Origin of the sequence: Nocardioides exalbidus, from assembly GCF_900105585.1 — a bacterium.
Lineage (GTDB): Bacteria > Actinomycetota > Actinomycetes > Propionibacteriales > Nocardioidaceae > Nocardioides > Nocardioides exalbidus.
In genome coordinates this window covers 2,446,866-2,472,050 of sequence record NZ_FNRT01000002.1, presented here as the reverse complement: position 1 = coordinate 2,472,050, position 25,185 = coordinate 2,446,866, and the positions used below count along the sequence as shown (strand labels likewise).

Annotated in this window: 20 protein-coding genes; 5 read left to right on the top strand and 15 right to left on the bottom strand. The window is 71.4% G+C overall.

What is annotated here, in order from left to right; all coding sequences use genetic code 11:
• The first annotated feature begins 5 nt into the window (after positions 1-5).
• On the top strand, positions 6-2,156 hold the full coding sequence (locus BLV76_RS12165) for an MMPL family transporter (protein WP_090969369.1): 2,151 nt from the start codon (positions 6-8) through the stop codon (positions 2,154-2,156).
• Positions 2,157-2,162: 6 nt separating this feature from the next.
• Here BLV76_RS12165 and map read toward each other — a convergent pair whose 3' ends face one another.
• From map to BLV76_RS12145, 4 genes are read right to left on the bottom strand one after another with little or no spacing between them, the layout of a single operon-like run.
• Entirely contained in the window at positions 2,163-2,933 is a 771-nt protein-coding gene (map, locus tag BLV76_RS12160; RefSeq protein WP_090969368.1) for a type I methionyl aminopeptidase, read from the bottom strand.
• Positions 2,930-3,622, bottom strand: a complete 693-nt coding sequence (locus BLV76_RS22550; protein ID WP_090969367.1) for a type 1 periplasmic-binding domain-containing protein — start codon at positions 3,620-3,622, stop codon at positions 2,930-2,932. Before BLV76_RS22550 ends, map begins: the two co-directional genes overlap by 4 nt.
• A 45-nt stretch (positions 3,623-3,667) precedes the next feature.
• Positions 3,668-4,732: an aldose epimerase family protein gene (locus BLV76_RS12150; RefSeq protein WP_090969366.1), complete on the bottom strand. Its 1,065-nt coding sequence runs from the start codon at positions 4,730-4,732 to the stop codon at positions 3,668-3,670.
• Complete coding sequence (locus BLV76_RS12145) at positions 4,719-5,714, bottom strand: aldo/keto reductase (RefSeq protein WP_090969365.1); 996 nt, start codon at positions 5,712-5,714, stop codon at positions 4,719-4,721. Before BLV76_RS12145 ends, BLV76_RS12150 begins: the two co-directional genes overlap by 14 nt.
• Before the next feature lie 91 nt (positions 5,715-5,805).
• Between BLV76_RS12145 and xylB the strand changes: the two genes are divergently transcribed.
• Genes xylB through BLV76_RS12130 form a run of 3 tightly spaced genes read left to right on the top strand, consistent with a single transcriptional unit; the run spans position 5,806 to position 9,591 of the window.
• The gene (gene xylB / locus BLV76_RS12140; protein ID WP_090969364.1) at positions 5,806-7,200 is read left to right on the top strand and encodes a xylulokinase; all 1,395 of its coding nucleotides are present in this window, start codon (positions 5,806-5,808) and stop codon (positions 7,198-7,200) included.
• Between the two features lie 55 nt (positions 7,201-7,255).
• A complete protein-coding gene (gene xylA / locus BLV76_RS12135) occupies positions 7,256-8,422 on the top strand; it encodes a xylose isomerase (RefSeq protein WP_090972635.1) in 1,167 nt (388 codons plus the stop codon).
• Positions 8,423-8,424: 2 nt separating this feature from the next.
• On the top strand, positions 8,425-9,591 hold the full coding sequence (locus BLV76_RS12130; protein ID WP_175539650.1) for an ROK family transcriptional regulator: 1,167 nt from the start codon (positions 8,425-8,427) through the stop codon (positions 9,589-9,591).
• Between the two features lie 21 nt (positions 9,592-9,612).
• Here BLV76_RS12130 and BLV76_RS12125 read toward each other — a convergent pair whose 3' ends face one another.
• The 6 genes from BLV76_RS12125 to BLV76_RS12100 form a co-directional block, all read right to left on the bottom strand.
• Entirely contained in the window at positions 9,613-10,845 is a 1,233-nt protein-coding gene (locus BLV76_RS12125; protein ID WP_090969362.1) for an ROK family protein, read from the bottom strand.
• A 9-nt stretch (positions 10,846-10,854) separates the two neighbouring features.
• On the bottom strand, positions 10,855-12,126 hold the full coding sequence (locus BLV76_RS12120) for a sugar ABC transporter permease (RefSeq protein ID WP_090969361.1): 1,272 nt from the start codon (positions 12,124-12,126) through the stop codon (positions 10,855-10,857).
• A 20-nt stretch (positions 12,127-12,146) separates the two neighbouring features.
• On the bottom strand, positions 12,147-12,923 hold the full coding sequence (locus BLV76_RS12115; protein ID WP_090969360.1) for an ATP-binding cassette domain-containing protein: 777 nt from the start codon (positions 12,921-12,923) through the stop codon (positions 12,147-12,149).
• A gap of 117 nt (positions 12,924-13,040) precedes the next feature.
• Positions 13,041-14,093, bottom strand: a complete 1,053-nt coding sequence (locus BLV76_RS12110) for a sugar ABC transporter substrate-binding protein (RefSeq protein WP_217630327.1) — start codon at positions 14,091-14,093, stop codon at positions 13,041-13,043.
• A gap of 215 nt (positions 14,094-14,308) precedes the next feature.
• Positions 14,309-14,638 (bottom strand): hypothetical protein, encoded by a 330-nt coding sequence (locus BLV76_RS12105; RefSeq protein ID WP_090969358.1) that lies wholly within the window; start codon positions 14,636-14,638, stop codon positions 14,309-14,311.
• A 16-nt stretch (positions 14,639-14,654) separates the two neighbouring features.
• Complete coding sequence (locus BLV76_RS12100; RefSeq protein ID WP_090969357.1) at positions 14,655-16,370, bottom strand: sodium:solute symporter family protein; 1,716 nt, start codon at positions 16,368-16,370, stop codon at positions 14,655-14,657.
• A 246-nt stretch (positions 16,371-16,616) separates the two neighbouring features.
• Here BLV76_RS12100 and BLV76_RS12095 point away from each other — a divergent pair, with 246 nt between their 5' ends.
• Entirely contained in the window at positions 16,617-16,967 is a 351-nt protein-coding gene (locus BLV76_RS12095) for a hypothetical protein (protein ID WP_090969356.1), read from the top strand.
• Between the two features lie 27 nt (positions 16,968-16,994).
• Here BLV76_RS12095 and guaA read toward each other — a convergent pair whose 3' ends face one another.
• The 5 genes from guaA to BLV76_RS12070 form a co-directional block, all read right to left on the bottom strand.
• On the bottom strand, positions 16,995-18,572 hold the full coding sequence (gene guaA, locus BLV76_RS12090) for a glutamine-hydrolyzing GMP synthase (RefSeq protein WP_090969355.1): 1,578 nt from the start codon (positions 18,570-18,572) through the stop codon (positions 16,995-16,997).
• Between the two features lie 220 nt (positions 18,573-18,792).
• Positions 18,793-20,517 (bottom strand): GMC oxidoreductase, encoded by a 1,725-nt coding sequence (locus BLV76_RS12085; protein WP_090969354.1) that lies wholly within the window; start codon positions 20,515-20,517, stop codon positions 18,793-18,795.
• The gene (locus tag BLV76_RS12080) at positions 20,514-22,118 is read right to left on the bottom strand and encodes a succinic semialdehyde dehydrogenase (protein ID WP_090969353.1); all 1,605 of its coding nucleotides are present in this window, start codon (positions 22,116-22,118) and stop codon (positions 20,514-20,516) included. The genes BLV76_RS12085 and BLV76_RS12080 overlap by 4 nt, the downstream gene beginning before the upstream one ends.
• Before the next feature lie 94 nt (positions 22,119-22,212).
• Positions 22,213-23,925 carry a glycerol-3-phosphate dehydrogenase/oxidase gene (locus BLV76_RS12075; RefSeq protein ID WP_090969352.1) on the bottom strand — a complete coding sequence of 571 codons (1,713 nt, stop codon included), beginning with the start codon at positions 23,923-23,925 and terminating at the stop codon, positions 22,213-22,215.
• Positions 23,926-23,959: 34 nt separating this feature from the next.
• Entirely contained in the window at positions 23,960-25,069 is a 1,110-nt protein-coding gene (locus tag BLV76_RS12070) for a GuaB3 family IMP dehydrogenase-related protein (protein ID WP_090969351.1), read from the bottom strand.
• Between the last annotated feature and the right edge of the window lie 116 nt (positions 25,070-25,185).

Below are 25,185 nucleotides of genomic sequence, written 5' to 3'. Positions count from 1 at the left end.
ACGACATGCACCGACAGATCGCGGGATCCCTGACCGGGCGCGTCACCAAGTGGCTCGTGCTGGTGGCGGTCGTCGTCATCACCGGGTTCATGGGCGTCTTCTCGGCCAAGCTGGCCGACGTCCAGAACAACGAGGCGTCGTCGTGGCTGCCCGGGTCGGCCGAGTCGACGAAGGTGCTCGAGGAGCTCTCCGCCTCGGTCGACCCCAACGACATCCCGACACTGGTGGTCTACCACCGCGACGGCGGCCTCACCGACGCCGACCTCGCGGCGATGGAGGACGACGGTGCCGAGATCGCCGACCTGGAGGGCGTCACCGACCAGGGCGTGCTCACGCCGGCAGCGGCCGAGGCGGCCGCCGCCCAGGGAGCACCCGTCCCGACGCTCGTCTCCGACGACGGCCAGGTCGCCTACCTCTACTTCGTGCTCAACTTCGGCGCCGACGGCTGGAACGCCATCCCCGCGGCGGCCGACGAGATCCGCGACATCGCGAAGATCGACGGCGGCGAGGTGCACCTCGCGGGCTACGGGGGGCAGGCTGCTGACTCCGCCGAGGCCTTCGAGGGCATCGACACCAACCTGATCTTCGCGACGCTCGGCGTCGTGATCGTGATCCTGCTGTTCACCTACCGCAGCCCGATCCTGTGGTTGCTCCCGATCCTGTGCGCCGTGGTCGCCAACCTGATCGCGACCGGGCTGGTCTACCTGCTCGCGAAGTACGCCGACCTCACCGTCAACGGCCAGAGCCAGGCGATCCTCAGCATCCTGGTCATCGGCGCCGGCACCGACTACGCCCTGCTGCTCGTCGCCAGGTATCGCGAGGAGCTGCGCCGCCACGAGGACCGCCACGAGGCGATGGCCTTCGCGCTCCACCGCGCCGCGCCCGCGATCTTCGCCAGCGCCGCGACCGTCGCCGTCGGCATGCTGTGCCTGTCGTTCGCCGAGCTCAACTCGACCGCCGGCCTCGGCCCGGTGGCCGCGATCGGCGTCACCGTCACGATGCTCGTGATGATCACGCTGCTCCCCGCCCTGCTCGTGATCTGCGGTCGCTGGGTCTTCTGGCCCAAGCGCCCCACCTTCCGGAGCGTCGAGCCGACCTCCACCGGGCTCTGGGCGAAGGTCGGCCGGTCGATCAGCCACCGCCCGCGCCGGGTGTGGCTGGCGACGACCGGCCTGCTCCTGCTCGCCTGCCTGGGCCTGTTCCGGCTCGACACGTCGGGCCTCTCGACCGAGGAGAGCTACACGAAGGAGTTCGACTCCATCAAGGGGCAGAAGCTGCTCACCGAGCACGACCTCTCCGACAACTCCAACACCCTGCAGGTCGTCACCGACACCGACGCCGCGGCCGACGTGGTCTCGGCGCTGGAGGGCATCGAGGGCCTGAGCTCCCCGGGCGAGGTGCAGCCGCTCGCCGACGGCCGGTCCTGGTTCGAGGCGACCATCGACGCCGACGTGTCCTCCCCCGCCGCGACCGGCATCGTGGAGGCCTCGCGCGACGCGGCACACGCGGTCGACGGTGCCGATGCGCTCGTGGGCGGCGGGTCGGCGTTCTACGTCGACACCAAGATCGCCTCCGACCGCGACAGCCGGGTGATCATGCCGCTGGTGCTCGCGGTGGTGCTGCTCATCCTCATCGGCCTGCTGCGGGCCGTGGTCGCGCCACTGATCCTGATGGCCACCGTGGTGCTGTCGTTCGGCGCCGCCCTGGGCATCTCGGCCCTGCTCTTCGAGTACGTCTTCGGTTTCGCCGGGTCCGACCCGGGCTTCCCGCTGTTCGCCTTCGTGTTCCTGGTGGCCCTCGGCATCGACTACAACATCTTCCTGATGACCCGGGTCCGCGAGGAGACCGCGACCTACGGCACCCGCCGGGGCTCGCTGATCGCGCTGGCCTCGACCGGCGGCGTGATCACCTCGGCCGGCATCGTGCTGGCGGCGACGTTCCTGGTCCTCGGGTCGCTGCCGCTGGTGTTCCTCGCCGAGCTCGGCGTCGCCGTCGCCCTGGGCGTCATGCTCGACACGATCGTCGTGCGCTCGGTGCTGGTGACCGCGCTGAACCTCGACCTGGGCGGCAAGATCTGGTGGCCGAGCAAGCTCGACAGCGCCGACGTGCCGCTGACCGAGGCGGAGGTCGAGGCTCCGATGGAGACCGTGCACTGACCTGCCTCAGGCGGGCAGGGTCAGGACCTCCACGCCGTCCTCGGTGATCGCGACGGTGTGCTCGCTGTGGGCGGTCAGGCACCCCGTGGCGCTGCGCAGGGTCCACCCGTCCTCGTCGGTGACGAGCTCGTCGGTGTCGGCCATGACCCACGGCTCGAGCGCGAGCAGCAGGCCGGGGCGGAGCTGGTAGCCCCGGCCGGCGCGGCCGTCGTTGGAGACGTGCGGGTCCTGGTGCATCGTCGAGCCGATGCCGTGCCCGCCGAACTGCATGTTGATCGGGTAGCCGGCACCGCTCATCACCGAGCCGATGGCGTGGGAGATGTCGCCGATGCGCCGGCCCGGCCCGGCCGCGTCGATGGCCGCGGCCAGGGCGGTCTGGGTGACCTCGATCAGCTCGACGCTGCCCGCAGGCCGGCTCTCCCCCACCACGAAGCTGATCGCGGAGTCGGCGGCGATGCCGTCGAGCCGGACCGCGAGGTCGAGGGTGAGCAGGTCGCCGTCCCTGAGCACCTGGTCCCGGGGGCGGCCGTGGAGGACCGCGTCGTTGACCGCGGTGCAGACGTAGTGGCCGAAGGGACCGCGGCCGAAGGACGGCGCGTAGTCGACGTAGCATGACTCGGCGCCGGCGTCGCGGATCATGTCCGCGGTCCACTGGTCGAGCTCGAGCAGGTTGGTGCCGACCGTGCTGCGGTCCTTGAGCGTCTGGAGGATGGTGCCGACCAGGGCGCCGGTGCGGCGGGCCTTGTCCACCTGGGCGGGAGTGAGGATCTCGATCATTTCAGCCCCAGCCTCGCACACGCCTTCGCGGTGTCGCCGCTGCACAGGTCGTCGAGGGTGAGCACGCCCTGCGCGACGAGGACGGAGGTCAGCGAGTCGACGGTGAGCTCCTGGTCCTCGAACAGCCACGAGGTGACGCCGTCGACCTCCTCGCCACCGTCGACCGGGGTGTCCGCGAGCAGCCCGACCGCGACGTCGGCCGACTGCTCGCTCATCGGGCCGGTCGGGACGTAGGTCATCGTGTCCTCCTCACCGAGGACGAGGTCGCGGGCCGTGTCGAGGTCGGAGCCGGACACGTCCGGGAGGGTGCCTCCGGCGAGGCCGACGAACCGGTCGGAGCCGGGCACCATGGTCCCGAGCGCGACCACCGGGACGTCGCGACCGGTGAGGGTCGCGAGGTCGTCGGGGTCGACCGGCACCACGACGATGACGTCGGCCGAGGTGGCCTCGGCCTGGCGGGCCTGGCTCTTCTGCGTCGCGGCGTCGCCCTCGGCGTCGTAGGTCACCACGCGGCACTGGTCGCACGTCGCCTCGACGCGCTGGGTGAAGAGCTCGACGTCGACCGCACGGGACGAGGGGTCGGAGCCGTCGGCGACGAGGAGGGCCACCGTGGGCTCGCCGCCGGTGCACCCTGACAGCAGGGGTGCGAGGGCGACGAGCACGAGGGTCAGGAGTCGGGCGCGCAACATCGCGACGAGGCTATCGGAGGGACCTTCGCCCGCCGCGGTGCCGGGCTACCCGGTGGCGCCGTCGGACGTGCGGAAGCGCCACTCGATGCTCGAGCGATAGGTCTCGCCGGGCCGCAGCGTCGCCGAGGGCCACTCCGGTCGGTTCGGCGAGTCCGGGAACAGCTGGGGCTCGAGCGCCACTCCCCCGCGGCTGTGGTGCCGGGCTCCGGCGGCGGAGTGGTGGGTCCCGTCGAGGGCGTTGCCCGTGTAGACCTGCAGGCCGGGCTGGTCGCTCCACAGGTCGAGGACGGTGGCGGCGTCGGGTGAGGTCAGCACGGCGGCGCGTCGGAGACCGGACCCGCGCACCACGAAGTTGTGGTCGATCCCTCCGACGAGGAGCACCTGCGGGTGCCGGGAGGAGAGGGCCGTGCCGATCTCGCCGGCCTCCCGGAGGTCGAGGGCGGTCCCCGCCACCGGGGCGTGGGCGCCCAGCGGGATGCCCGTCGCACCGATCGGCGTGAACTCGTCGGCCTCGACCCTGAGCAGGTGGTCCTCGATCGTGCCGGCGCCCTCACCGGCGAGGTTGAAGTAGGCGTGGTTGGTCAGGTTGACGACCGTGGTCGCGTCGGTGGTCGCCTCCATGGTGACGGCGACCGTGTCGCCGACGACGCGGTAGTCGACGCGCGCGGTCACCGCGCCGGGGAACCCCTGGTCGCCGTCGGGGCTGGTCAGGGTCAGCACCACCTCGTCCGGACCCTGCTCGACCACCTCCCAGAGCCGGACGTCGAAGCCGTCCGGACCGCCGTGGAGGCTGTTGCCGCGCTCGTGCGTGAGGACCTGCACCTCGCGGCCGTCCAGCGTGAACGACCCGGCGGCGATCCGGTTGGCGTAGCGACCGATCGTGCCACCGATGTAGGAGCTGCTCGCGAGCCTCTGGTCCACGTCGGCGAGGCCCAGCACGACGTTGCGTCGTACGCCGTCGCGGCCGGTGACCTCGAGCCGGTGCACCGTCGCCCCCAGCGTGAGGACCTCGACCACCGGCCCCGGCGCCCGGCCGATCGTGACCACCCGCACGTCGCGTCCGTCGGGGAGCCGGCCGAACGACCGGCCGACGGGGTCACCAGCGGTCATGGACCTGCGCCCGGACCCGGCGGTCGTAGAGGTCACGGACACCGTCGAGGAACGCGGCCGGCAGCTCGGCGACCTCGCCGGCAGCCGCGTTGGACCGTGCCTGCGAGGTGTTGCGCGCCCCCGGGATCACCGTCGAGACGCCGGGCTGCTGCCAGGCCCACGCGATCGCGGCCTGGGCCGGCGTCACGTTCCCGAGTCCGCTCGCCTCGACCAGCTCACGGAACTCACCGGCGGCCGCGACACCGGTGTCGTAGTCGACGCCGGAGAAGGTCTCCCCGACGTCGAACGCGCTGCCGTCGCGGTTGTAGGTCCGGTGGTCGTCCGGGGCGAAGCGGGTGTCGGGGCCGTACTTCCCGCTGAGCAGCCCGGAGGCGAGCGGCACCCGCGCGATGATGCCCACGCCGGCGGCGTGCGCGGCCGGGAGCACCGCCTCGAGGGGCTTCATCCGGAAGGCGTTGAGGATGATCTGCACGCTGGCGACGTGGGGCCGGGCGATCGCGGCGAGCGCCTGGTCGACCGTCTCCACGCTGAGCCCGTAGGCGGCGATCACCCCCTCCTCCACCAGCCGGTCGAGCAGGTCGTAGGTCGCGTCGTCCTCGACGACCTCGCTCGGCGGGCAGTGCAGCTGCACCAGGTCGAGCCGCTCGACACCGAGGTTGCGTCGCGAGCGGTCGAGCCACGGCCGGAGGTTGTCCCCGACGTAGGTGGCCGGCACCTGCTCGCCGCGACGTCCCGTCTTGGTGGCGACGGTGAAGCCGTCGTCGGCGTGCGCCGCGAGGAACTCCCCCACGATGCGCTCGCTGCGCCCGTCGCCGTAGACGTCGGCGGTGTCGTAGAAGGTGACACCCGCCTCGGCCGAGGCCTCCAGCACCTCGCGTGCGTCGGCCTCGCTGACGTCGCCCCAGTCGGCTCCGAGCTGCCACGTGCCGAGTCCGACGACCGAGACCTGACGGCCGGTCCTGCCCAGGGTCCTGTGTTCCATGCCGCCCAGTCTCACAGCCCGCCGACGGGCGCGTCACGCTGCCCCGCCGACACCGCTTGACATTAGTTTGAGTCTCGTACTTAATAGTGACGTGACTCTCATCCTCGGCATCGACTCCTCCACCCAGTCGACCAAGGCGCTGCTGGTGGACGCGGAGGACGGCCGGGTCGTGGCCCAGCAGACCGCGCCCCACCCGGCCGGCACCGAGGTGGACCCGGCGGCCTGGCTCGCCGCGGTCGACACGGCGACCGACGGGCTGCTCGAGCGCGCCGAGGCCGTGGCGGTGGCAGGCCAGCAGCACGGCATGGTCGCGCTCGACGAGGACGGCGTCCCGGTGCGTGACGCACTCCTGTGGAACGACACCCGGTCCGCCGCCGCCGCCGACGACCTCGTCGCCGAGATGGGCGGCCCGCAGGCCTGTGCCGATGCCGTCGGCAGCGTGCTCGTGGCGTCCTTCACCTCGGCCAAGCTGCGCTGGCTGCGCGACCACGAGCCCGAGCGGGCGGACCGCGTGCACGCCGTGCGCCTCCCGCACGACCACGTGTCGCACCACCTCGCCGCTGCGGGCACCGAGGCCTTCACCGACCGCGGCGACGCGTCCGGAACCGGTTACTTCTCCACGCGCGACGACGCCTGGCGACCCGACCTCGCCGCCCTGGCCCTGGGCCACGAGGTCGCCCTCCCGCGCCTCGTCGCTCCCGGCACCGCCGCGGGCAAGACCCGTGGCGGCGCCGTCCTGGCCGGTGGCACGGGCGACAACATGGGCGCAGCCCTCGGCATGGCCCTCCAGCCGGGCGACGTGCTCGTCTCCGTCGGCACCTCGGGGGTCGCCTCGGCGATCAGCACGACGGCCGTCGCCGACGGCACGGGCGTCGTGACGGGCTTCGCCGACGCCTCGGGCGGCTTCCTGCCGATGGTGACCACGATCAACGCGGCCGGGATCCTCGACCTCCAGGCGGCGTGGCTCGGGGTCGACCACGACCAGCTGTCCGACCTCGCGCTGGAGGCCGCACCCGGAGCGGGTGGTGTCGTGCTCCTGCCCTACTACGGCGGCGAGCGCAGCCCCAACCGGCCGGGCGCGGCCGGCACGTGGACGGGCCTGTCGCCCCGCACCACGCGGGCCGAGCTCGCTCGCGCTGCCTTCGAGGCACTCCTCTGCTCGCTCGCCGACGCCGTCGACCAGCTGGTCGCGGCCACCGGCCAGGAGCCGCAGCGGGTCCTGATGGTCGGCGGGGCGACGCGAAGCCCCGCGCTGCAGGCCATGGCACCCGCCATCCTCGATTGCCCCGTCGTCCTGCCCCCGCCCGGTGAGTACGTCGCCCTCGGCGCCGCCCGCCAGGCGGCGTGGGCGCTGGCGGGTACCCCGGCACCACCGACCTGGCCGGCCACCGAGACCACCGTGCTCGAGGCCGACCCGACGCCCGCGGTCCGCGAGGTCTACGCACAGCTGCGTGACCGCACGGTCGCGTGGACCCCGGCCCGCTGACCTCCTCCCCCACCCCGACCAGTCCGTCCCACCTGAGCACCGGAAGGCACCACACATGAGCATCGACGTCCCCACCCCCACCCCCGAGGACAAGTTCTCCTTCGGCCTCTGGACCGTCGGCTGGCAGGGGGTCGACCCCTTCGGCGGCGCCACGCGCCCGCCGATGGACACCGTCCACGCGCTGGAGAAGCTGGCCGGGCTCGGCGCCTACGGCGTGAACTTCCACGACGACGACGTCATCCCCTTCGGCAGCGACGACGCCACGCGCGACAAGATCATCGCCCGCTTCAAGCAGGGCCTCGACGACACCGGCCTGGTCGTCACGACCGCGACCACCAACCTCTTCAGCCACCCCGTCTTCAAGGCTGGCGGCTTCACCAACAACAATCGCGACATCCGTCGCTTCGCACTGCGCAAGGTGATGCGCAACGTCGACCTGGCCGCCGAGCTGGGGGCCAAGGTCTACGTCGCCTGGGGTGGTCGCGAGGGAGCCGAGTACGGCGCCTCGCAGGACACCGCGGTGGCGCTCGACCGCATGAAGGAGGCCTTCGACCTGCTCGGCGACTACGTCACGGAGCAGGGCTACGACATCCGCTTCGCCATCGAGCCGAAGCCCAACGAGCCCCGCGGCGACATCCTGCTCCCGACGATCGGCCACGCGCTGGCCTTCATCAACCAGCTCGAGCGTCCCGAGATGGTCGGCGTGAACCCGGAGATCGGCCACGAGGAGATGGCCGGCATGAACGCGGCGGCCGGCTACGCCCAGGCGCTGTGGCAGGGCAAGCTCTACCACATCGACCTCAACGGCCAGAACGGCCCGAAGTACGACCAGGACCTGCGCTTCGGTGCCGGCAACGTGCGTGGCGCCTTCTGGATCGTCGACGTGCTGCTCGCCGGTGGCTACGACGGCCCCGTGCACTTCGACTACAAGCCCTCGCGCATCGAGGACGAGGACGGCGTATGGGTCAGTGCGGCTGCCAACATGCGCAACTACCTCATCCTGCGCGAGAAGGTCCGGGCGTTCCGCGCCGACCCCGAGGTGCAGGAGGCGCTCGCCGCCGCCCGCCTGCCCGAGCTCGCCCAGACCACCCTGGCCGAGGGCGAGGACTGGAAGCAGCTGCTCGAGTGGCAGCTGCCCGACCCCGAGGCGCTCGCCACGATCGGTGCGGCCACCGAGCACCTCGACCAGCTCGCCCTCGAGCACCTGTACGGCGTGCGCTGACCGTGCAGCAGCGCTCGACCGCCGGGACCGAGCGGTTGCGGCGCAGCAACACCGGAGCCGTGCTCCGCGCGCTGCGCCGCCTCGGTCCCTCCACTCGCGTCGAGCTCGCGCGGCACACCGGACTGGCCAAGGCCACCGTGGGCGTCATCGTCGCCGACCTCGAGGAGGCGGGCGCGGTGACCGAGGAGGGCTCACGACCGGGGGTGCGCGGTCGACCGGGACGACCGGTCGTCCTGCGCGGCCGGCGATTCCTGACGCTGGGCCTCGAGCTCAACGTCGACTACGTCTCGGCCGTCGCCCTCGACCTCACCGGCGACATCGTCTCGAGCTCGAGCCGGCCCGGCGGCCAGGTCGCGGACCTCCACGACCTGGCTTGCTCCACCCTGTCCGACCACCTCGGTGCCGGCACCCGGCTGGTGGGTGCCACGCTCGCGGTGCCCGGGCTGGTGCGCGACGACGACGCGACCGTGGCATGGGCACCGAACCTGCACGTCGCCTGGCCCGAGGTGTCCGACCTGCTGGGGACGCTCGTCCCCGGTCGCCGCATCGAGGTCAGCAACGACGCCAACTGCGCGGCGTACGCCGAGTCCCACCACGGCGCCGCCGTCGGCGTAGCCCACTCCCTCTACCTCACGGGCACGGTCGGCATCGGAGCCGGCATCGTGCAGGACGGCGAGGTGATGCGGGGGGCTGCCGGCTTCGCCGGCGAGGTCGGCCACATGCCCGTGGGTGACTCGACGGCCGAGTGCGGCTGTGGTCGCCGGGGGTGCTGGGAGGCCTCGATCGGGCTGCACGCGATGCTCGCGGCGGTCGGCATGTCCGAGCTCGACACGCCACTGCAGACGGCCGAGGCCGTGGCGGCGCGTGCCCGCACGGATGCCACGGTCAGGGCCGGGCTGGCGCGAGTCGGTCGTGACGTGGGCCTCGGACTGGCGATGCTCAGCAACGTCCTCGATCCGGAGGTGGTCGTGCTGGGCGGCTACTTCGCCCCGCTCGGCGACTTCGTGCTCGATCCGGCCCGACGCACCCTCGACGACCGCCTGCCCTCCCTGGTGCAGGTGCGACCCGACCTGCGCCCGAGCACGCTGGGCATCGAGGCGGCGGCGCTCGGAGCCGCCGAGCGCTCCTTCGACCCGGTGTTCACCGGCGCGCTCGAGCTGTCTGCCTGACCCCGCTCAGCGCGTGGAGCCTCAGCCGGCCAGCCGGGCGCGCACGTCGACGAGTGCCGTGCCGAGAGCGGCGACGGGGTCCACGAAGAGCGGCTCCAGCGCGATCTCGGCCGCACCGTGGAGGGGCGAGTCGGAGCCGAGGCCAGGGAGCTCGAGGCGCACCGACTCCAGCGGCGCGGGCAGCGCCCGGTCGGCCAGGCCCGCGTCCACGTCAGCACCCACCAGGCGGTAGAGCGAGCGGAAGTAGCCACCCAGCACGACGACCTGCGGGTTGAACATGTTGACGATGCTCGCCAGCCCCTGGCCCAGCGCCGTGCCGGTCGCGCGGAGCGCCGTCGACGGCCGGTCGAACTCGTCCAGGACCTCGTCGAGCTGAGCGACCTTGTCGGGCGGGCACTGGATCGCCTCGGCGATCGCGTAGGCCCCGACCTCCGTCTCCCAGCACCCGAGGTTGCCGCAGTGGCACGGCCGTCCGTCCGGGTTGAAGCGCAGGTGCCCGACCTCGCCCGCGTAGCCGCCGACGCCCTCGAGGCGGTGTCCGCCCGAGATGACGCCCGCGCCGACGCCGACGTTGCCGGAGACGTAGATGAGCTCGTCGACGGCGACCCCGGCCCCGCGGGTGTGCTCGGCCAGTGCGCCCAGGTCGGCGTCGTTGGCCAGCGAGACCGGCACGTCGAGCCCGAGCGCCGCCAGCACGATGCCGCCGAAGGAGACGTCGTGCCACTCGAGGTTGGGGGCGAGTCGGATCAGGCCGTCGCTGCGGCGCACCAGTCCGGGGACGCTGATCCCGATGCCCACCAGTGGCGCTGCGCTGGGCGCGTCCTCGACCACCGTGCGGATGAGCGCCGCGACCGCGGCCCCCACCTGCCAGGCCTCACCGTCGCGCAGCACGGGGGCGTGCGCGCGCTGGATCACGTGTCCGCCGAGTCCGACGCGGGCCACGACGGCGCGGTCGACCCCCAGGTCGACCGCGATGACGTACGGCCCTTCCCGGGCGATCCGCACCCGGGCCGACGGCCGTCCCGCGCCCTGACGCGATCCCTCGAGCGGCGTGGCGTGCTCGGTGATGCCCAGCGACTCCAGCTCGCTGACCAGCCCCGCGATCGTGCTCCTGTTGAGCCCCATGAGGCTGGTCAGCTCTGCTCGTGACGTCTGGCCGGCACCGTGGACGTGCCGCAGCACCGTGCCGAGGTTGTGACGTCGGATGGCCTCCTGGTTGGTGCCGAGGCCCGAGCGCCGCTGCTGCGGGCTCATGGTGATGACCTAGACGCCGGCCGAGGAACGGCGACGACGCGAGATCGCATCGACGCTCGCGGCCAGCAGCAGGACGCCACCGGTGACCACGAAGTTGATGTAGGCCGCCTGGTTGAGCAGGCCGAGACCGTTGGAGATGGTCGCGATCACCAGGCCGCCGATGACGGCGTCGATCGCCCGGCCCCTGCCACCGAAGAGGCTGGTGCCACCGATGACGGCGGCCGCGACGGCGTAGAGCAGGACGTTGTTCCCGCCCGAGCCCGGCGAGACCTTGCCGGTGTAGGAGGCGGACAGCAGGCCGGCGAGCGCCGCCATCGAGGAGCAGATGACGAAGGCGGAGATCCGCACGCGGCGCACGTTGATGCCGGCGCGGCGGGCCGCCTCGGCGTTGCCGCCGACGGCGTAGAGGTGGCGACCGAAGCGGGTCTTGGTCAGCACGTAGGTCCAGAAGAGCAGCAGCGCGATGACCACCGGGGCGGCCCACGGGATGCCGCTGATGTCGAAGATCGGGTTGGGCGAGCGATTGGCGTTGAGCAGGGCGGTGACGCCCAGCACGATGACGCCGAGCACCGCGATGCGGATCACGACGAGCGCGATCGGGGGGTGCACGAGGCCCTTCGCCGCCAGCGACCGGTAGCGGTAGAGCGAGAGGGCGGCGAAGCCGAGGACGATGACGATCGCGGCGATCCACCCGGCGTTCGCCGGCACGTTCTTGATCGACAGGCCGCGCAGCACCGGGTCGTCGAACCGGAGCGAGCCGCCCGAGCCGATGAGCTTCAGCGGGACGGCCTGGAGGCCGAGGAGGAACGCCAGGGTCACCACGAACGACGGGATGCCGAGCAACGAGACGAGCGCGCCGATGACCAGGCCGATCACCGCACCGAACGCGACGCCCGCGAGCGTGGCGAGCAGCCAGTTCCAGTCGTGGTCGATGAGCATGAGGGCGGTGATCGTGGCGCACGCGCCGCCCGCGACGCCCGCGGAGAGGTCGATCTCGCCCAGCAGCAGCACGAACACGATGCCCATCGCGAGCACCATGATCGAGCTGGCCTGCACGACCAGGTTGGCCAGGTTGTAGGTCGTGAGGAAGCGGTCGTTGAGCGAGGCGAAGATGATGACGAGGACGACCAGCCCGAGGATCGCGGGCAGCGAGCCCATGTCGCCGCCGCGCAGGCGGTTGACGTAGTCGCGCGCGGCATCGCCGAGGCCGTTGACCTGGCGGTTGTCGTTGTCGAAGCCGCCCGCCGCCGGGGCGGACGCGGTGTCGGTGGAAGCAGTCATGGTGGGGTCTCCGGTCCTTCTCAGACGGTCGCGTTCGCGGTGCTCTCGGAGATCCCGAGGTCCCCTGAGCGTCCGGCGGTGATGAGCTCGACGATCTGGCCGTGGGTGACGTCCTTCGCGGGCACGTCGGCGGCCACCCGGCCGAGGTAGAGGGCGGTGATCCGGTCGGCGACCTCGAGCACGTCGCCCATGTTGTGCGAGATCAGCACCACGCCGAGCCCGCGGTCGGCGAGGCGGCGCACGAGGTCGAGGACCTGGCGCGTCTGCGCGACGCCGAGGGCGGCGGTCGGCTCGTCGAGGAGCACGACCTTGGAGTTCCAGAGGACCGCCTTGGCGATGGCGACGGTCTGGCGCTGACCGCCGGACAGGCTGGCCACGCTCTGGCGCACCGACTTCACGGTGCGCACCGAGAGCGAGGCGAGCGTCTCGCGGGCGCGCGTCTCCATGGTGACCTCGTCGAGGCCGAAGCGGGTGGTCTCCTCGCGGCCGAGGAACATGTTCTCGACGATGTCGAGGTTGTCGCAGAGCGCGAGGTCCTGGTAGACGACCTCGACGCCGAGGGCCGCCACGTCGCGCGGTCCGTGGACCTCGACCGGCTTGCCGTCGAAGTGGTACTCGCCGCTGTCGCGGCCGTAGATGCCGGCGATGATCTTCACCAGCGTCGACTTGCCGGCGCCGTTGTCGCCGACCAGGGCCGTGACCTGCCCGGGGTAGACGGCGAAGTCAACGTCGTGCAGGACGTGCACGACACCGAAGCTCTTGTTGACTCCTCGGAGCTCGAGCAGGGGCTGAACCATGGATCCACTTCCGATCGCGAAGAATTTGTTGTGCGGGAGGACATGGGCGACGCCCGGGCCGGGACCCGGCCCGGGCGTCGCACTGGTGTCAGGCGACCAGCCGACCGAGGTCGGAGGTCAGGAGATGCCGGCTTCCTTGCAGAGGTCGGCGAACTTGCCCGTGCACACGTCGGCAGCCTTCTGGCCACCGTCGTCGATCACGTCACCCACGTTGTCCTTGGTGATGGACTGCGGGTCGAGCAGGATCGAGGGGACCTCGCTGTCGTCGGAGGAGTCGACCGTGGTGCCGGTGGTCTCGGCGTCCTCGCCCTTGGCGAGCGCGATCGCGACGTCGGCCAGCGCACCGGCCTCCTGCGTGGCGGACTTGTAGACCGTCATGCACTGGGTGCCGGCGAGCACGTTCTGCAGGCCCTCGACGGTGGCGTCCTGGCCGGTGACCGGGACCTTGCCGGCCTGGCCGGCACCCTCGAGGATGCTGATCGCCGCGCCGCCGAGGCCGTCGTTGGCCGCGAGCACGCCGTCGACCTTGCCGTCGGCAGCGGTGTAGAGCTGCTGGAAGATCGTGGCGGCCTGCTCGTTGTCCCAGTCCGGCACGGCCTGCTCACCGACGACCGTGTAGTTGCTCATGTCGTCGAGCACGCTGTGCGCGCCCTCGGCGAAGAGCGTGGCGTTGTTGTCGGTGGGCGAACCGTTGAGGTAGACGATGTTGGCGTCCTTGTCGCCGAGGCAGTCCGCCAGGCCCTGGCCCTGCAGCTCGCCGACCTTGGTGTTGTCGAAGGAGACGTAGTACTCCGCCGACCCACCCAGCGTCAGCCGGTCGTAGTCGATGGTCGCCACGCCCTGCGACGCGGCCTTCTCTTGGATGGCCGCGCCCGACTCGGAGTCGAGGTTGACGATCGCGAGGACCGTGACGCCGCTGCCGATCATGCTGTCGGCGATGGTGGTCATCTTCTCGGCGTCGCCCTCGGCGTTCTGGATCTCGTAGTCGACCCCGGCCTCCTTGAAGGCGGCCTCGAGGGCCGGGCGGTCCGCGCTCTCCCAGCGCACCGAGGACTCGGTGTCGGGGAGGATGACGCCGATCTTGCCGGTCGCGTCGCCGCCACCGCTGCCGGCGTCCGACCCGCCGTCCGATCCGCTGTCGGAGTCACTGCCACAGGCGGTCAGCGCCATGGCGGCACCCAGCAGAGGGACGAGAACCAAACTGTGCTTCCGCTTCACGCGAACCGCCTCCTAGCGATTTCTGATCGCACGGTCGGTCGTGGCTCAGCGCCGGACCGCCGTACATATGTTGTTCGGCACAACATATGTAGTGATGACGGTCACGTCCAGACCCCACGGAGCGCTGTTGCCGGTTCGTTACCGAGTGGTCGAGACCACCGGGGCGATCAGTGGACCGGCGGCCGCTTGCGCTGCGGGGCGGGGCGCGTCGGGTCGTCGTCGGGACGGTGCACCTCGGCAGGCACGACGATGGGCTTGAGGCGCGCCCAGCCGATGAAGAAGACCGAGACGACGATCAGGGCCAGGCCGGTCCACAGGTTGGCGTTGACCCCGCCCGTCTTGTCGAGCTCCTGGTCGCCGAACAGCCCGGCCAGCGCGAGGATCACGCCGTAGACGCCCATGAGCGCGCCGATGATGTTGCGGACGTCGAACGCGCCCGCCTTGTGGCTCTCCCCCGGGACGGGGGCGTCGGTGGTGCCGGTGGTGTCGTCGGACATGGCTGCTGCCCCTCTCTCAGAAGGCGACGTTGAGGATGATGACCATCACGAGTGCGATGCCCGCCAGTGGGACCGTACGCCGGTACCACGGCATCGCCGCCTCGTTCGGGTCGGTGCGGTCCTCGCGGGGAGTCTCGGAGTAGACGAGGCCCTTGAGCTCGGAGGCAGGCTTCGGCTTGGTCACGAGGGAGACGACGATGCTCAGCACGATGTCGACGACGAACGCCGTCGACGCGGCGAGGAACGCCGCGCCCTGGCCGGGCAGGTCGATCACGCCGGCGGCCGCGAGCCGGTCGACCGCGATGGCCGACAGGGTGCCGGCGACGAGACCGACCCAGCCGGCGGTCGGGGTCATCCGCTTCCAGAACATGCCGAGGATGAACGTCGCGAAGAGCGGGGCGTTGAAGAACCCGAACAACGTCTGCAGGTAGTTCATGACGTTGTCGTAGCCCATGGCGATCTGGGCGGTGAAGATCGCGATCACGGTCGCCGCGACCGTCGCGAGGCGGCCGATGCGGAGGTAGTAGTCGTCGCTGTGGTTCTTGCGGATGTAGCGCTGCCACAGGTCGTAGGAGAAGACCGTGTTGAACGCCGAGATGTTGGCCGCCATGCCGGCCATGAAGGCGGCGAGCAGCCCGGCGATCGCCAGCCCGAGCAGGCCGTTGGGCAGCACGTCGCGCATCAGCAGGAGGAGCGCGTCGTTGTAGGCCACGCCGTCGCCGGAGGCACCACCCGCCGGCGAGCCGCCGTTCTTCAGGTCGATCATCTCGGTGACCAGGACGGCCGACACCATGCCGGGGATGATCACGATGAACGGGATGAACATCTTCGGGAAGGCACCGATGATCGGCGTCTTGCGGGCGGCCGAGATCGAGTCGGAGGCCATCGCGCGCTGGACCTCGACGAAGTTGGTCGTCCAGTAGCCGAAGGACAGCACGAAGCCGAGGCCGAACACGATGCCGATCACCGACAGCAGCGGCGAGTCGAAGCCCGAGAGCGCCTGGCCGGGCCAGGACTCCAGCTGCTGGCTCGCCGGGGCGACCCCGGCGTCCGCGGGTGCGCTGCTCGCGGCCGCGGTGATCTTGTCGGTGAGGCCGTCCCAGCCGCCGACGCGGTGCAGGCCGATGAGGGTCAGCGGCAGCAGCGAGGCGACGATGACGAAGAACTGGAGCACCTCGTTGTAGATCGCCGCGCTCAGTCCACCGAAGGTGATGTAGGACAGCACGATGGCCCCGGCGACGACGAGGGCGATCCAGATCGGCCAGCCGAGCAGCGCGTGGACGATGCCGGCGAGCAGGGCGAGGTTGACGCCCGCGATGAGCAGCTGGGCCACGGCGAAGCTGATCGCGTTGACCAGGTGGGCGCCGGTGCCGAAGCGCCGGAACATGAACTCGGGGACGGAGCGGACCTTCGAGCCGTAGTAGAACGGCATCATCACGACGCCGAGGAACAGCATCGCCGGCACCGCACCGACCCAGAAGTATTGGACCGTCGGCATGCCGATCTCGGCGCCGTTGGCCGACATCCCCATGATCTCGACCGCGCCGAGGTTGGCCGAGATGAACGCCAGGCCGGTGACCCACGCCGGGAGCGAGCGCCCGGAGAGGAAGAAGTCGATCGAGTCGGAGACCTGTCGTCTCGCCATCACGCCGATGCCGAGGACGAAGCCGAAGTAGATCGCCACCAGCAGGTAGTCCAGCCAGGACGCGTTGATCAGGGTGTCGGACGACATGTCACCTCCCGAGGGACTTGTGTGGGGCCACCCCGCAACCTAGACCTCACCCGGCTTTCCGCGCGACCACCCCTCCGGAGGTCCCGCGCCGATCAGTCCTCCACGACGACCTCGACCTCGAAGCCCTCGCCGTTCTCCAGGTTCCCCCACTCCCCCTCCGCGGTCGCGACGTCGTCGACCCACAGGTCGAGGTGGTGCAGAGCCCGGGCCATGCCAGCAACCTAGACGCCGTGGCAGGGTGGCGACATGGGCTCACCCCGCGTCGTCGCGCTCCTCGTGGCCCTCGGGCTCGTGCTGGCGATCGTCCCGACCCTCGCTGCGGGCTTCGTGATGTGCGGTGTCTCCGGCTGCTCGGGTGGCGGCTTCGGCGTCTCCACGGATCCCGGCACGACGCGCGTCCTGCTCCTCGTCGCCGGACTGGTCGCCGCGCTGCCGCTCGGGGTGTACGCCGCCTCCCGCCGCAGCGGGGTGCTCGGTCTTGCGACCCTCGGGCTCGCGCTCGTGTCGACCCTCGTCGCCGGGCTGGTCATCGGGTCCGACTTCTCCGGCTGCCCGCGCACGATGGACGCAGCGGCCTGCCACGACGGATCCCGCTAGCTCACCGGCGCCGGTCCAGCGTGTGGCTCACTCCCACTCGATCGTGCCCGGGGGCTTGGAGGTGATGTCGAGGGTGACCCGGTTGATCTCCTCGACCTCGTTGGTGATCCGGGTGGAGATCCGCTCCATGACCTCGTAGGGCAGCCGGGCCCAGTCGGCGGTCATCGCGTCCTCGGAGGTGACCGGGCGGATCACGACGGGGTGGCCGTAGGTGCGGCCGTCGCCCTGGACGCCCACCGAGCGGACGTCGGCGAGGAGCACGACGGGCATCTGCCAGATGTCGCGGTCGAGGCCGGCGCGGGTGAGCTCCTGGCGGGCGATCGCGTCGGCGCGGCGGAGGATGTCGAGGCGGTCGGCGGTGACCTCGCCGATGATCCGGATGCCCAGTCCGGGGCCCGGGAAGGGCTGGCGCCACACCATCTCGGCGGGCAGGCCGAGCTGCTCGCCGACGAGGCGGACCTCGTCCTTGAAGAGGGTGCGGAGCGGCTCGACCAGCGCGAACTCGAGGTCCTCGGGCAGGCCGCCGACGTTGTGGTGGGACTTGATGTTGGAGGTGCCGGCACCGCCGCCGGACTCGACCACGTCGGGGTAGAGCGTGCCCTGCACGAGGAAGCCGACCTTGTCGCCCTGCTCGGCGGCCTCGCCGAGCACGGTGGCCTCGGCGGCCTCGAAGGCGCGGATGAACTCGCGGCCGATGATCTTGCGCTTCTCCTCCGGGTCGGTGACCCCGGCGAGCGCGGCGAGGAACGTCTCGCGGGCGTCGTAGACGTGGAGGTTCACGCCGGTGGCGGCGACGAAGTCGCGCTCGACCTGCTCGGCCTCACCCTCGCGGAGCAGGCCGTGGTCGACGAACACGCAGTGGAGCCGGTCTCCGATGGCGCGCTGCACGATGGCCGCCGCGACCGCGGAGTCGACGCCGCCGGACAGGCCGCAGATCGCGATGCCGGAGTCGCCGATCTGCTCGCGGACCCGCTCGATCTGCTCCTCGGCGATGTTGAGCATCGTCCAGGTCTGGCGGCAGCCGGCGATCTGGTGGAGGAAGTGCTCGAGCACCTTCTGGCCGTGCTCGGAGTGCAGCACCTCGGGGTGCCACTGCACGCCGGCCAGGCCGCGGGCGACGTCCTCGAACGCCGCGACCGGGGTGTCGGCGGTGGAGGCGAGGACGGTGAAGCCCGCGGGCGCCTGGGCGACGGAGTCACCGTGCGACATCCACACCTTGTGCTCGGCGGGGATGCCCTCGAGGAGCGTGCCCGGCTCGGAGACGGTGACGGGCGTCCGGCCGTACTCCCGGGCGCCGGTCTGCGCGACCTCGCCGCCGAGGCCCGCCGCCATCAGCTGGAACCCGTAGCACATGCCGAACACCGGCACCCCGGCCGTGAAGACGGCCGTGTCGATGCCGGGGGCACCGTCGGCGTACACGCTGGAGGGGCCGCCGGACAGGATGATCGCCTTCGGGTTGCGCGCCAGCATGTCCTCGACGGGCATCGTGTGCGGCACGATCTCGGAGTAGACACGCGCCTCGCGGACGCGCCGCGCGATGAGCTGGGCGTACTGCGCCCCGAAGTCGACGACGAGGACCAGGTCGTGCTCTGCAGGCTGCGTCACGGGCGAAGTCTATCGACGGTCATCCCGTGAAATCGTCCCAGGGCCCGATCGGGGAGGGAGGGTGATCGGGCCCTGGGACTTCACATCCCAGCGAGCTGCTGAGCAGCGTGCCGAGAACAGGGGCCCGGCCCTTGGGAGGGAGCATGACTGCCGGACCCCTCACCCGGCCCAACGAAGCCTCCGGAGGTCCGTTATGGCCCGTTCGGATGATTCTTCGCCGTCAGCTGACGCCGACGATGGGCAGCCGCAGCGCTCCGGGCGCCGCGTCGGGGACGACCGGGTTCTTCGGCTCGACGGGCTCCAGCTGGACGTAGGCCGATCCCAGCGCGGGTCGCGGGTCGGCCTCGCCCTTGTTGGGCCAGAAGGCCATGGCGCGCTCGGCCTGGGCGGTGATCGTGAGCGAGGGGTTGACGCCGAGGTTGGCCGAGACGGCCGAGCCGTCGACGACGTGCAGCCCCTCGTGCCCGAAGAGCCGCTGCCAGGGGTCGACCACGCCGGTCTCGGGCGAGTCGCCGATCGTGCAGCCGCCGATGAAGTGGGCGGTCAGCGGTCGGTTGAAGGGCTCGCCGACGTTGCCCCCGGGCGTACCACCCATCACGTCGGCCATCCGGCGCACGGCCTCATAGGCCACCGGGATGTAGGTCGGGTTGGGCCGGCCGTGGCCCTGCACGCTGGTCATCCGCCAGCCGAAGCGACCCTTGACGCCGTTGGTCGTGATCGAATTGTCGAGCGTCTGCATCACCAGCGCGACGACGGTCCGCTCGGACCAGTGCTTGAAGTCGTAGAGGTCGAGGGCCGTGCGCCGTTGCGCCCACAGCTCGCGCAACCAGGTGCGGACCCGCGACCGGCCGGGCGTCTCGTCGGCGAGCACGGTCTGCATCAGCGCCATCACGTTGGAGCCCTTGCCGTAGCGCACCGGCTCGATGTGGGTGACGTCGTCGGGGTGCCACGACGACGTGATCGCGACGCCCTCGGTGTAGTCGGTCTCGCTGGTCGAGGGGGCGAGCGCCCCGAGGATCGCCTCGGAGTTCGTGCGGGTCAGCATGCCCAGTCGCTCGCTGATCCGCGGCAGGTCGCCCTCGCCCTTGAGCTGGTGGAGCAGCTTCTGGGTGCCGAGCGCGGCCGCGGAGAAGACGACCTGGTCGGCGGTGAAGACCTTGGTCGCCGACTGCTTCCGCGACAGGCGCGACAGCTTGGCCTTCGTCCAGCGGGTCGTGACCTCGTAGCCGCCGGCCGCACGCGGGCGGACGCGCGTCACGGTGGTCAGCGGGTGGACCACCGCCCCGGCCTGCTCGGCGAGGTGCAGGTAGTTCTTCACGAGGGTGTTCTTCGCGTTGTGGCGGCACCCGGTCATGCACTCGCCGCAGTTGAGGCAGGCGTTGCGCGCCGGTCCGGCGCCGCCGAAGAAGGGGTCCGCGACCCGCTCCCCCGCCTGCGCGTCGGGGCCGCCGAAGAAGACGCCGACCGGGGTGTGCCGGAAGGTGTGGCCCACCCCCATGTCGTCGGCGACGCGCTTCATCACCTCGTCCGACGGCGTGTGGCGCGGGTTCTCCACGACCCCGAGCATCCGCTTGGCCTGGTCGTAGTAGGGCCACAGCTCCGACTTCCAGTCGGTGATGTGCGCCCACGACGGGTCCTTGAAGAACGCGTCGGTCGGCTCGTAGAGCGTGTTGGCGTAGACGAGCGAGCCACCGCCGACACCGGCCCCGGCGAGGATCAGGCAGTCCTTGACCATGTCGATGCGCTGGATGCCGTACATCCCCATCGACGGCGCGAAGAGGAAGCGCTTCGCGTCGAACGACGTCGCCGGGAAGTCGTCGTCCTCGAACCGTGCACCGGCCTCGAGAACCCCGACCCGGTAGCCCTTCTCGGTCAGCCGCAGCGCGGTGACCGAGCCGCCGAAGCCGGACCCGATGACGAGGACGTCGTAGTGGGTGGGGCTCATGCCCGACCGAGCTTGTTGAGCAGGCGCAGCGAGGCGGTCAGCACCTTGGCGTTGGTCTCCTCAGACATCCCGAACATCGGCGCGATCGGCACCAGCCGCTGCGTCGCGACCGACTGCACCTCCGTGTAGCGGTGGATGCCTTCCGCTCCCTGGCGGCGACCCATGCCGGACTCCCGCATGCCGCCCATCGGGGCGCCGAGGGAGCCGAAGGTCGCGCCGTAGGCCTCGTTGACGTTGACCGTGCCGCACTTGATCCGGTGCGCGATGGCCCGACCACGGGTGGTGTCGCGGGTGTAGACCGAGGCGTTGAGCCCGTAGTGCCCGTCGTTGGCCCGCTCGACCGCCTCGTCCTCGCTGTGGAAGCGGTAGAGCGACACGACCGGGCCGAAGGTCTCGAGGCCGAAGCAGGTCATGTCGGCCGAGACGCCCTCGAGGATCGTCGGCTCGTAGACGAAGGGTCCGAGGTCGGGCCGCGCCCTGCCCCCGGTGAGGACGCGCGCGCCCTTGGCGACGGCGTCGTCGACGTGGGCGGTCACGGTGTCGAGCTGGGCCTGGGAGATCAGCGAGCCCATGTCGACCGACCAGTCCTGGCTGGCACCCAGCGTCATCGCCTCGGTGCGGGCGACGAAGGCGTCGACGAACCGGTCGTAGACCTGGTCGGCGACGAAGAGCCGCTCCATCGAGACGCAGAGCTGGCCGGCGTTGGAGAAGACCGCACGCGTGGCACCCTCCGCCGCGCGGTGCACGTCGGCGTCGCGCAGGACCAGCATCGGGTTCTTGCCGCCGAGCTCGAGGGAGCAGCCGATGAGCCGCTCGGCGCAGCCCTGGGCGATCAGGCGGCCGGTGGCGGTGGAGCCGGTGAAGCAGACGTAGTCGGCCTGGCCGACGATGGCGCCGCCGACCTCGGGCCCGGGCCCCGCGACGACCTGCCAGAGCTCGGCCGGGAAGCCGGCCTCCTCGAGCAGCTGGGCCGCGAGCAGCGCGGTCAGCATGGTCTGCGCGTCGGGCTTGGCGACGACGGCGTTGCCCGCGAGCAGGGCGGGCAGGCCGTCGCAGAGCGCCATCGTGAGGGGGTAGTTCCAGGGCGAGATGATCCCGACGACGCCCTTGGGCACCCGGCCCACCTCGGCGCGGGTGAGCACCGGGAACATGCCGCCGACCCGGCGGGTGTCGAGGTGCTCGTGGGCGGTGCGCGCGTAGTAGCGCGCGGTCAGGGCGAGGTGGGCGACCTCGAGGTAGGCGTCCTTGCGGGCCTTGCCCGACTCCCACACGACGAGGTCGATGAGCTCGTCCTGGCGGTCGAGGAGCAGGTCGTGCAGGCGCAGCAGGACGGCCGCGCGGTGGTCGATCGGCGTGGCGGCCCACGACACCTGCGCCTTGCGGGCGCGGGCGAAGGCCTCGGCCACGTCGGCCGGGCTCGACTGGGGCACGTGCGCGAGCGGCCTGCCGCCGATCGGGGACGACACGGCATGGGTCTGGCCGGACGTGCTCACCACGCGGCGGGTGAGGGAGGCGACGTACTGCCGGTCGAGGGCGTAGGTCGCCGTGGCGTCGTGCTCGGGGTCGGCGGGGCCGGTCACAGCGGGGGTCTGCTCGCTCATCCTTGCAGCGTAGGTCGGTGGGACGGCCGTTGCTACCGGTTGGTCACTTCCGTCCCAGCATTTGACACTTCACGCCATTGTGTAAAGCCGAGGTTCAGACGATGTCAGGAGCCTTGACCCGGGCCTCGTCGGCCTCCTGGTCGGTCGGCATGAGCTGGCTCTGCCGCTCGGCCTCGACCCGGCGCAGGTAGTGGTCGACCTCGTCCTCGAGCTGCGCGTCGCTCCAGCCCAGGGCGCCGGCCATCAGCTCGGCGGCCGGCCGCGCGGCGGTGATCCCGCGGTCGAAGGTCTCGATCGAGACCCGCGTGCGGCGGGCGAGGACGTCGTCGAGGTGGCGGGCGCCCTCGTGCGTGACCGCGTAGAGCACCTCCGCGCGCAGGTAGTGCTCCGCGCCCTCGAGCGGCTCGCCGAGGTCGGGACGCGCGTCGATCAGCGCGAGCACCTCGTCGACGAGCCCGCCGTAGCGGCCGAGCAGGTGGTCGACGACGCCGATGTCCAGGCCCGACGACCGGCTCAGCGCGACCCGCTGGTTGGTGCGCGCCTCGAAGCCCCACGCGCCCATCAGCGGCACCCGGTCGGTGATCGAGGCGGGCGTCGCGTCGAAGTCGCGGATGGCGTGGTCGACGGCATCCCTCGCCATGACGCGGTACGTCGTCAGCTTGCCGCCGGCGACCAGCACGAGCCCCGGCACGGGGTTGGCCACCGTGTGCTCGCGGGAGAGCTTGGTGGTCTCCCCCATCTCGCCCTCCTTGCGCATCGGCTTGAGCAGCGGGCGCAGCCCCGCCCAGACGCCGATGACGTCGCGGTGGTCGAGCGGGTCCTTGAGGAGCCGGTTCACGTGGCCGAGGAGGTAGTCGATGTCGGTCTTGCTGGCCGCCGGGTGGGCGAGGTCGTAGTCCCAGGCGGTGTCGGTCGTGCCGATGATCCAGAACTGGTCCCACGGGATCACGAAGAGCACGGACTTCTCGGTCTTGGTGATGAAGCCGCACTCCGAGCGGATCCGGTCCTTCGGCACGACGATGTGGATGCCCTTGCTGGCGTCGACGTCGAGCTGCGCCTCGCCGCCGATGAGGTCCTGCACCTCGTCGGTCCAGACGCCGGCGGCGTTGATGACGACCTTGGCGCGGATCTCCAGGTCGCGCTGGCCCTCGAGGTCGCGGGCGCTGACGCCGACGACCCGGTCGCCCTCGCGCAGGAAGCCGGTGACCTTGGTGCGCGTCGCGACGTGCGCGCCGTTGTTGGCCGCCGTGCGCGCGATGGTCATCACCAGTCGCGCGTCGTCGACCTGGCAGTCGTAGTAGCGGATCGCGCCGTGCAGCTTCTCGGTCCGGATGTCCGGCGCCATGCGGGCGAGCTGCTTGCGGAAGACGTGCTTGTGCTTCGGCACGCCCATGTCGTACTTGCCGGTCATCGCCATGCCGTCGTAGAGCGCGACCCCGGCACCGACGTAGGGCCGCTCCCACGCGTGCTCGAGCGGGTAGAGGAACGGCACGGGCCGGACGAGGTGGGGCGCGAGCCGCGTGTAGAGGAGGCCGCGCTCCTCCAGCGCCTCCTTGACCAGCGCGAAGTCGAACATCTCGAGGTAGCGCAGGCCGCCGTGGACGAGCTTGGACGAGCGCGAGGACGTGCCCGAGGCGAGGTCTCGCTGCTCGACGAGCCCGACCTTGAGGCCGCGGGTGACCGCGTCGAGGGCCGCGCCCACGCCGACGATGCCGCCGCCCACGACGAGCACGTCGAGCTCACCAGCGGCGAGGTGCTCGAGGGCGTCAGCCCGCTGGTCGGCGTCGAGGGCCTTGGCGAGACTCATGGCACCAGTGTCGCAGCAGGCACCACGCGACCACTCAGTGCTGGACGACGACCTCGATGCGCTGGAACTCCTTGACCTCGGTGTAGCCCGTGGTCGCCATCGCCCGCCGCAGCGCGCCGATGAGGTTCATCGTGCCGTCGGCGACGCGGGAGGGGCCGAACATGATCTCCTCGAGCGTGCCGACCGGGGCGAACTCGACGCGCTCGCCACGCGGCAGCTCGGAGTGGGTGGCCTCGCTGCCCCAGTGGAAGCCGCGGCCCGGGGCCTCGGTCGCGCGAGCGAGCGGGGAGCCGATCATCACGGCGTCGGCACCGCAGGCGATGGCCTTGGCGATGTCACCCGAGCTGCCGATCGAGCCGTCGGCGATGACGTGCACGTAGCGCCCTCCCGACTCGTCGAGGTAGTCGCGCCGGGCGGCGGCGACGTCGGCGACGGCGCTGGCCATGGGGACGGAGACGCCGAGGACGGTGCGGGTGGTGTGGGCGGCGCCGCCACCGAACCCGACGAGGACGCCGGCCGCGCCGGTGCGCATCAGGTGGAGCGCGGCCTGGTGGGTCGCGCAGCCGCCGACGATGACCGGGACGTCGAGCTCGTAGATGAACTCCTTGAGGTTCAGCGGCTCGGCCTGGCTGCTCACGTGCTCGGCGGAGACCGTCGTGCCGCGGATCACGAACATGTCGACGCCGGCCTCGACGACGGCCTTCACGTGCTCCTTGGTGCGCTGCGGCGACAGCGAGCCGGCGACGGTCACGCCGGCGGCGCGCATCTCCTTGAGGCGCGCGGTGATCAGCTCGGGCTTGATCGGCTCGGCGTAGATCTCCTGCATCCGCCGGGTCGCCTCGGAGCCCTGGAGGCCCGCGACCTCCTCGAGCAGCCCCGTGGGGTCGTCGTACCGGGTCCACAGGCCCTCGAGGTTCAGCACCCCGAGCCCGCCCATCTTCCCGAGCGCGATCGCCGTCGACGGCGACATGACCGAGTCCATGGGCGCGGCCACGACGGGCACGTCGAAGCGGTAGGCGTCGATCTGCCAGGCGGTGCTGACCTCCTCGGGGTCGCGGGTGCGCCGCGAGGGCACGATCGCGATGTCGTCGAAGGAGTAGGCGCGGCGACCGCGCTTGGCACGGCCGATCTCGATCTCGGTCACGCCCGAAGCCTATCGGCGGCGCTCGCCACGCCCTATCCGGTGCTCATCCCGGCACTGCCGGTCTACGTCTTCTCCACGGCTCGGCAAAACGACGACGCCGGGACACGGGCGTCCCT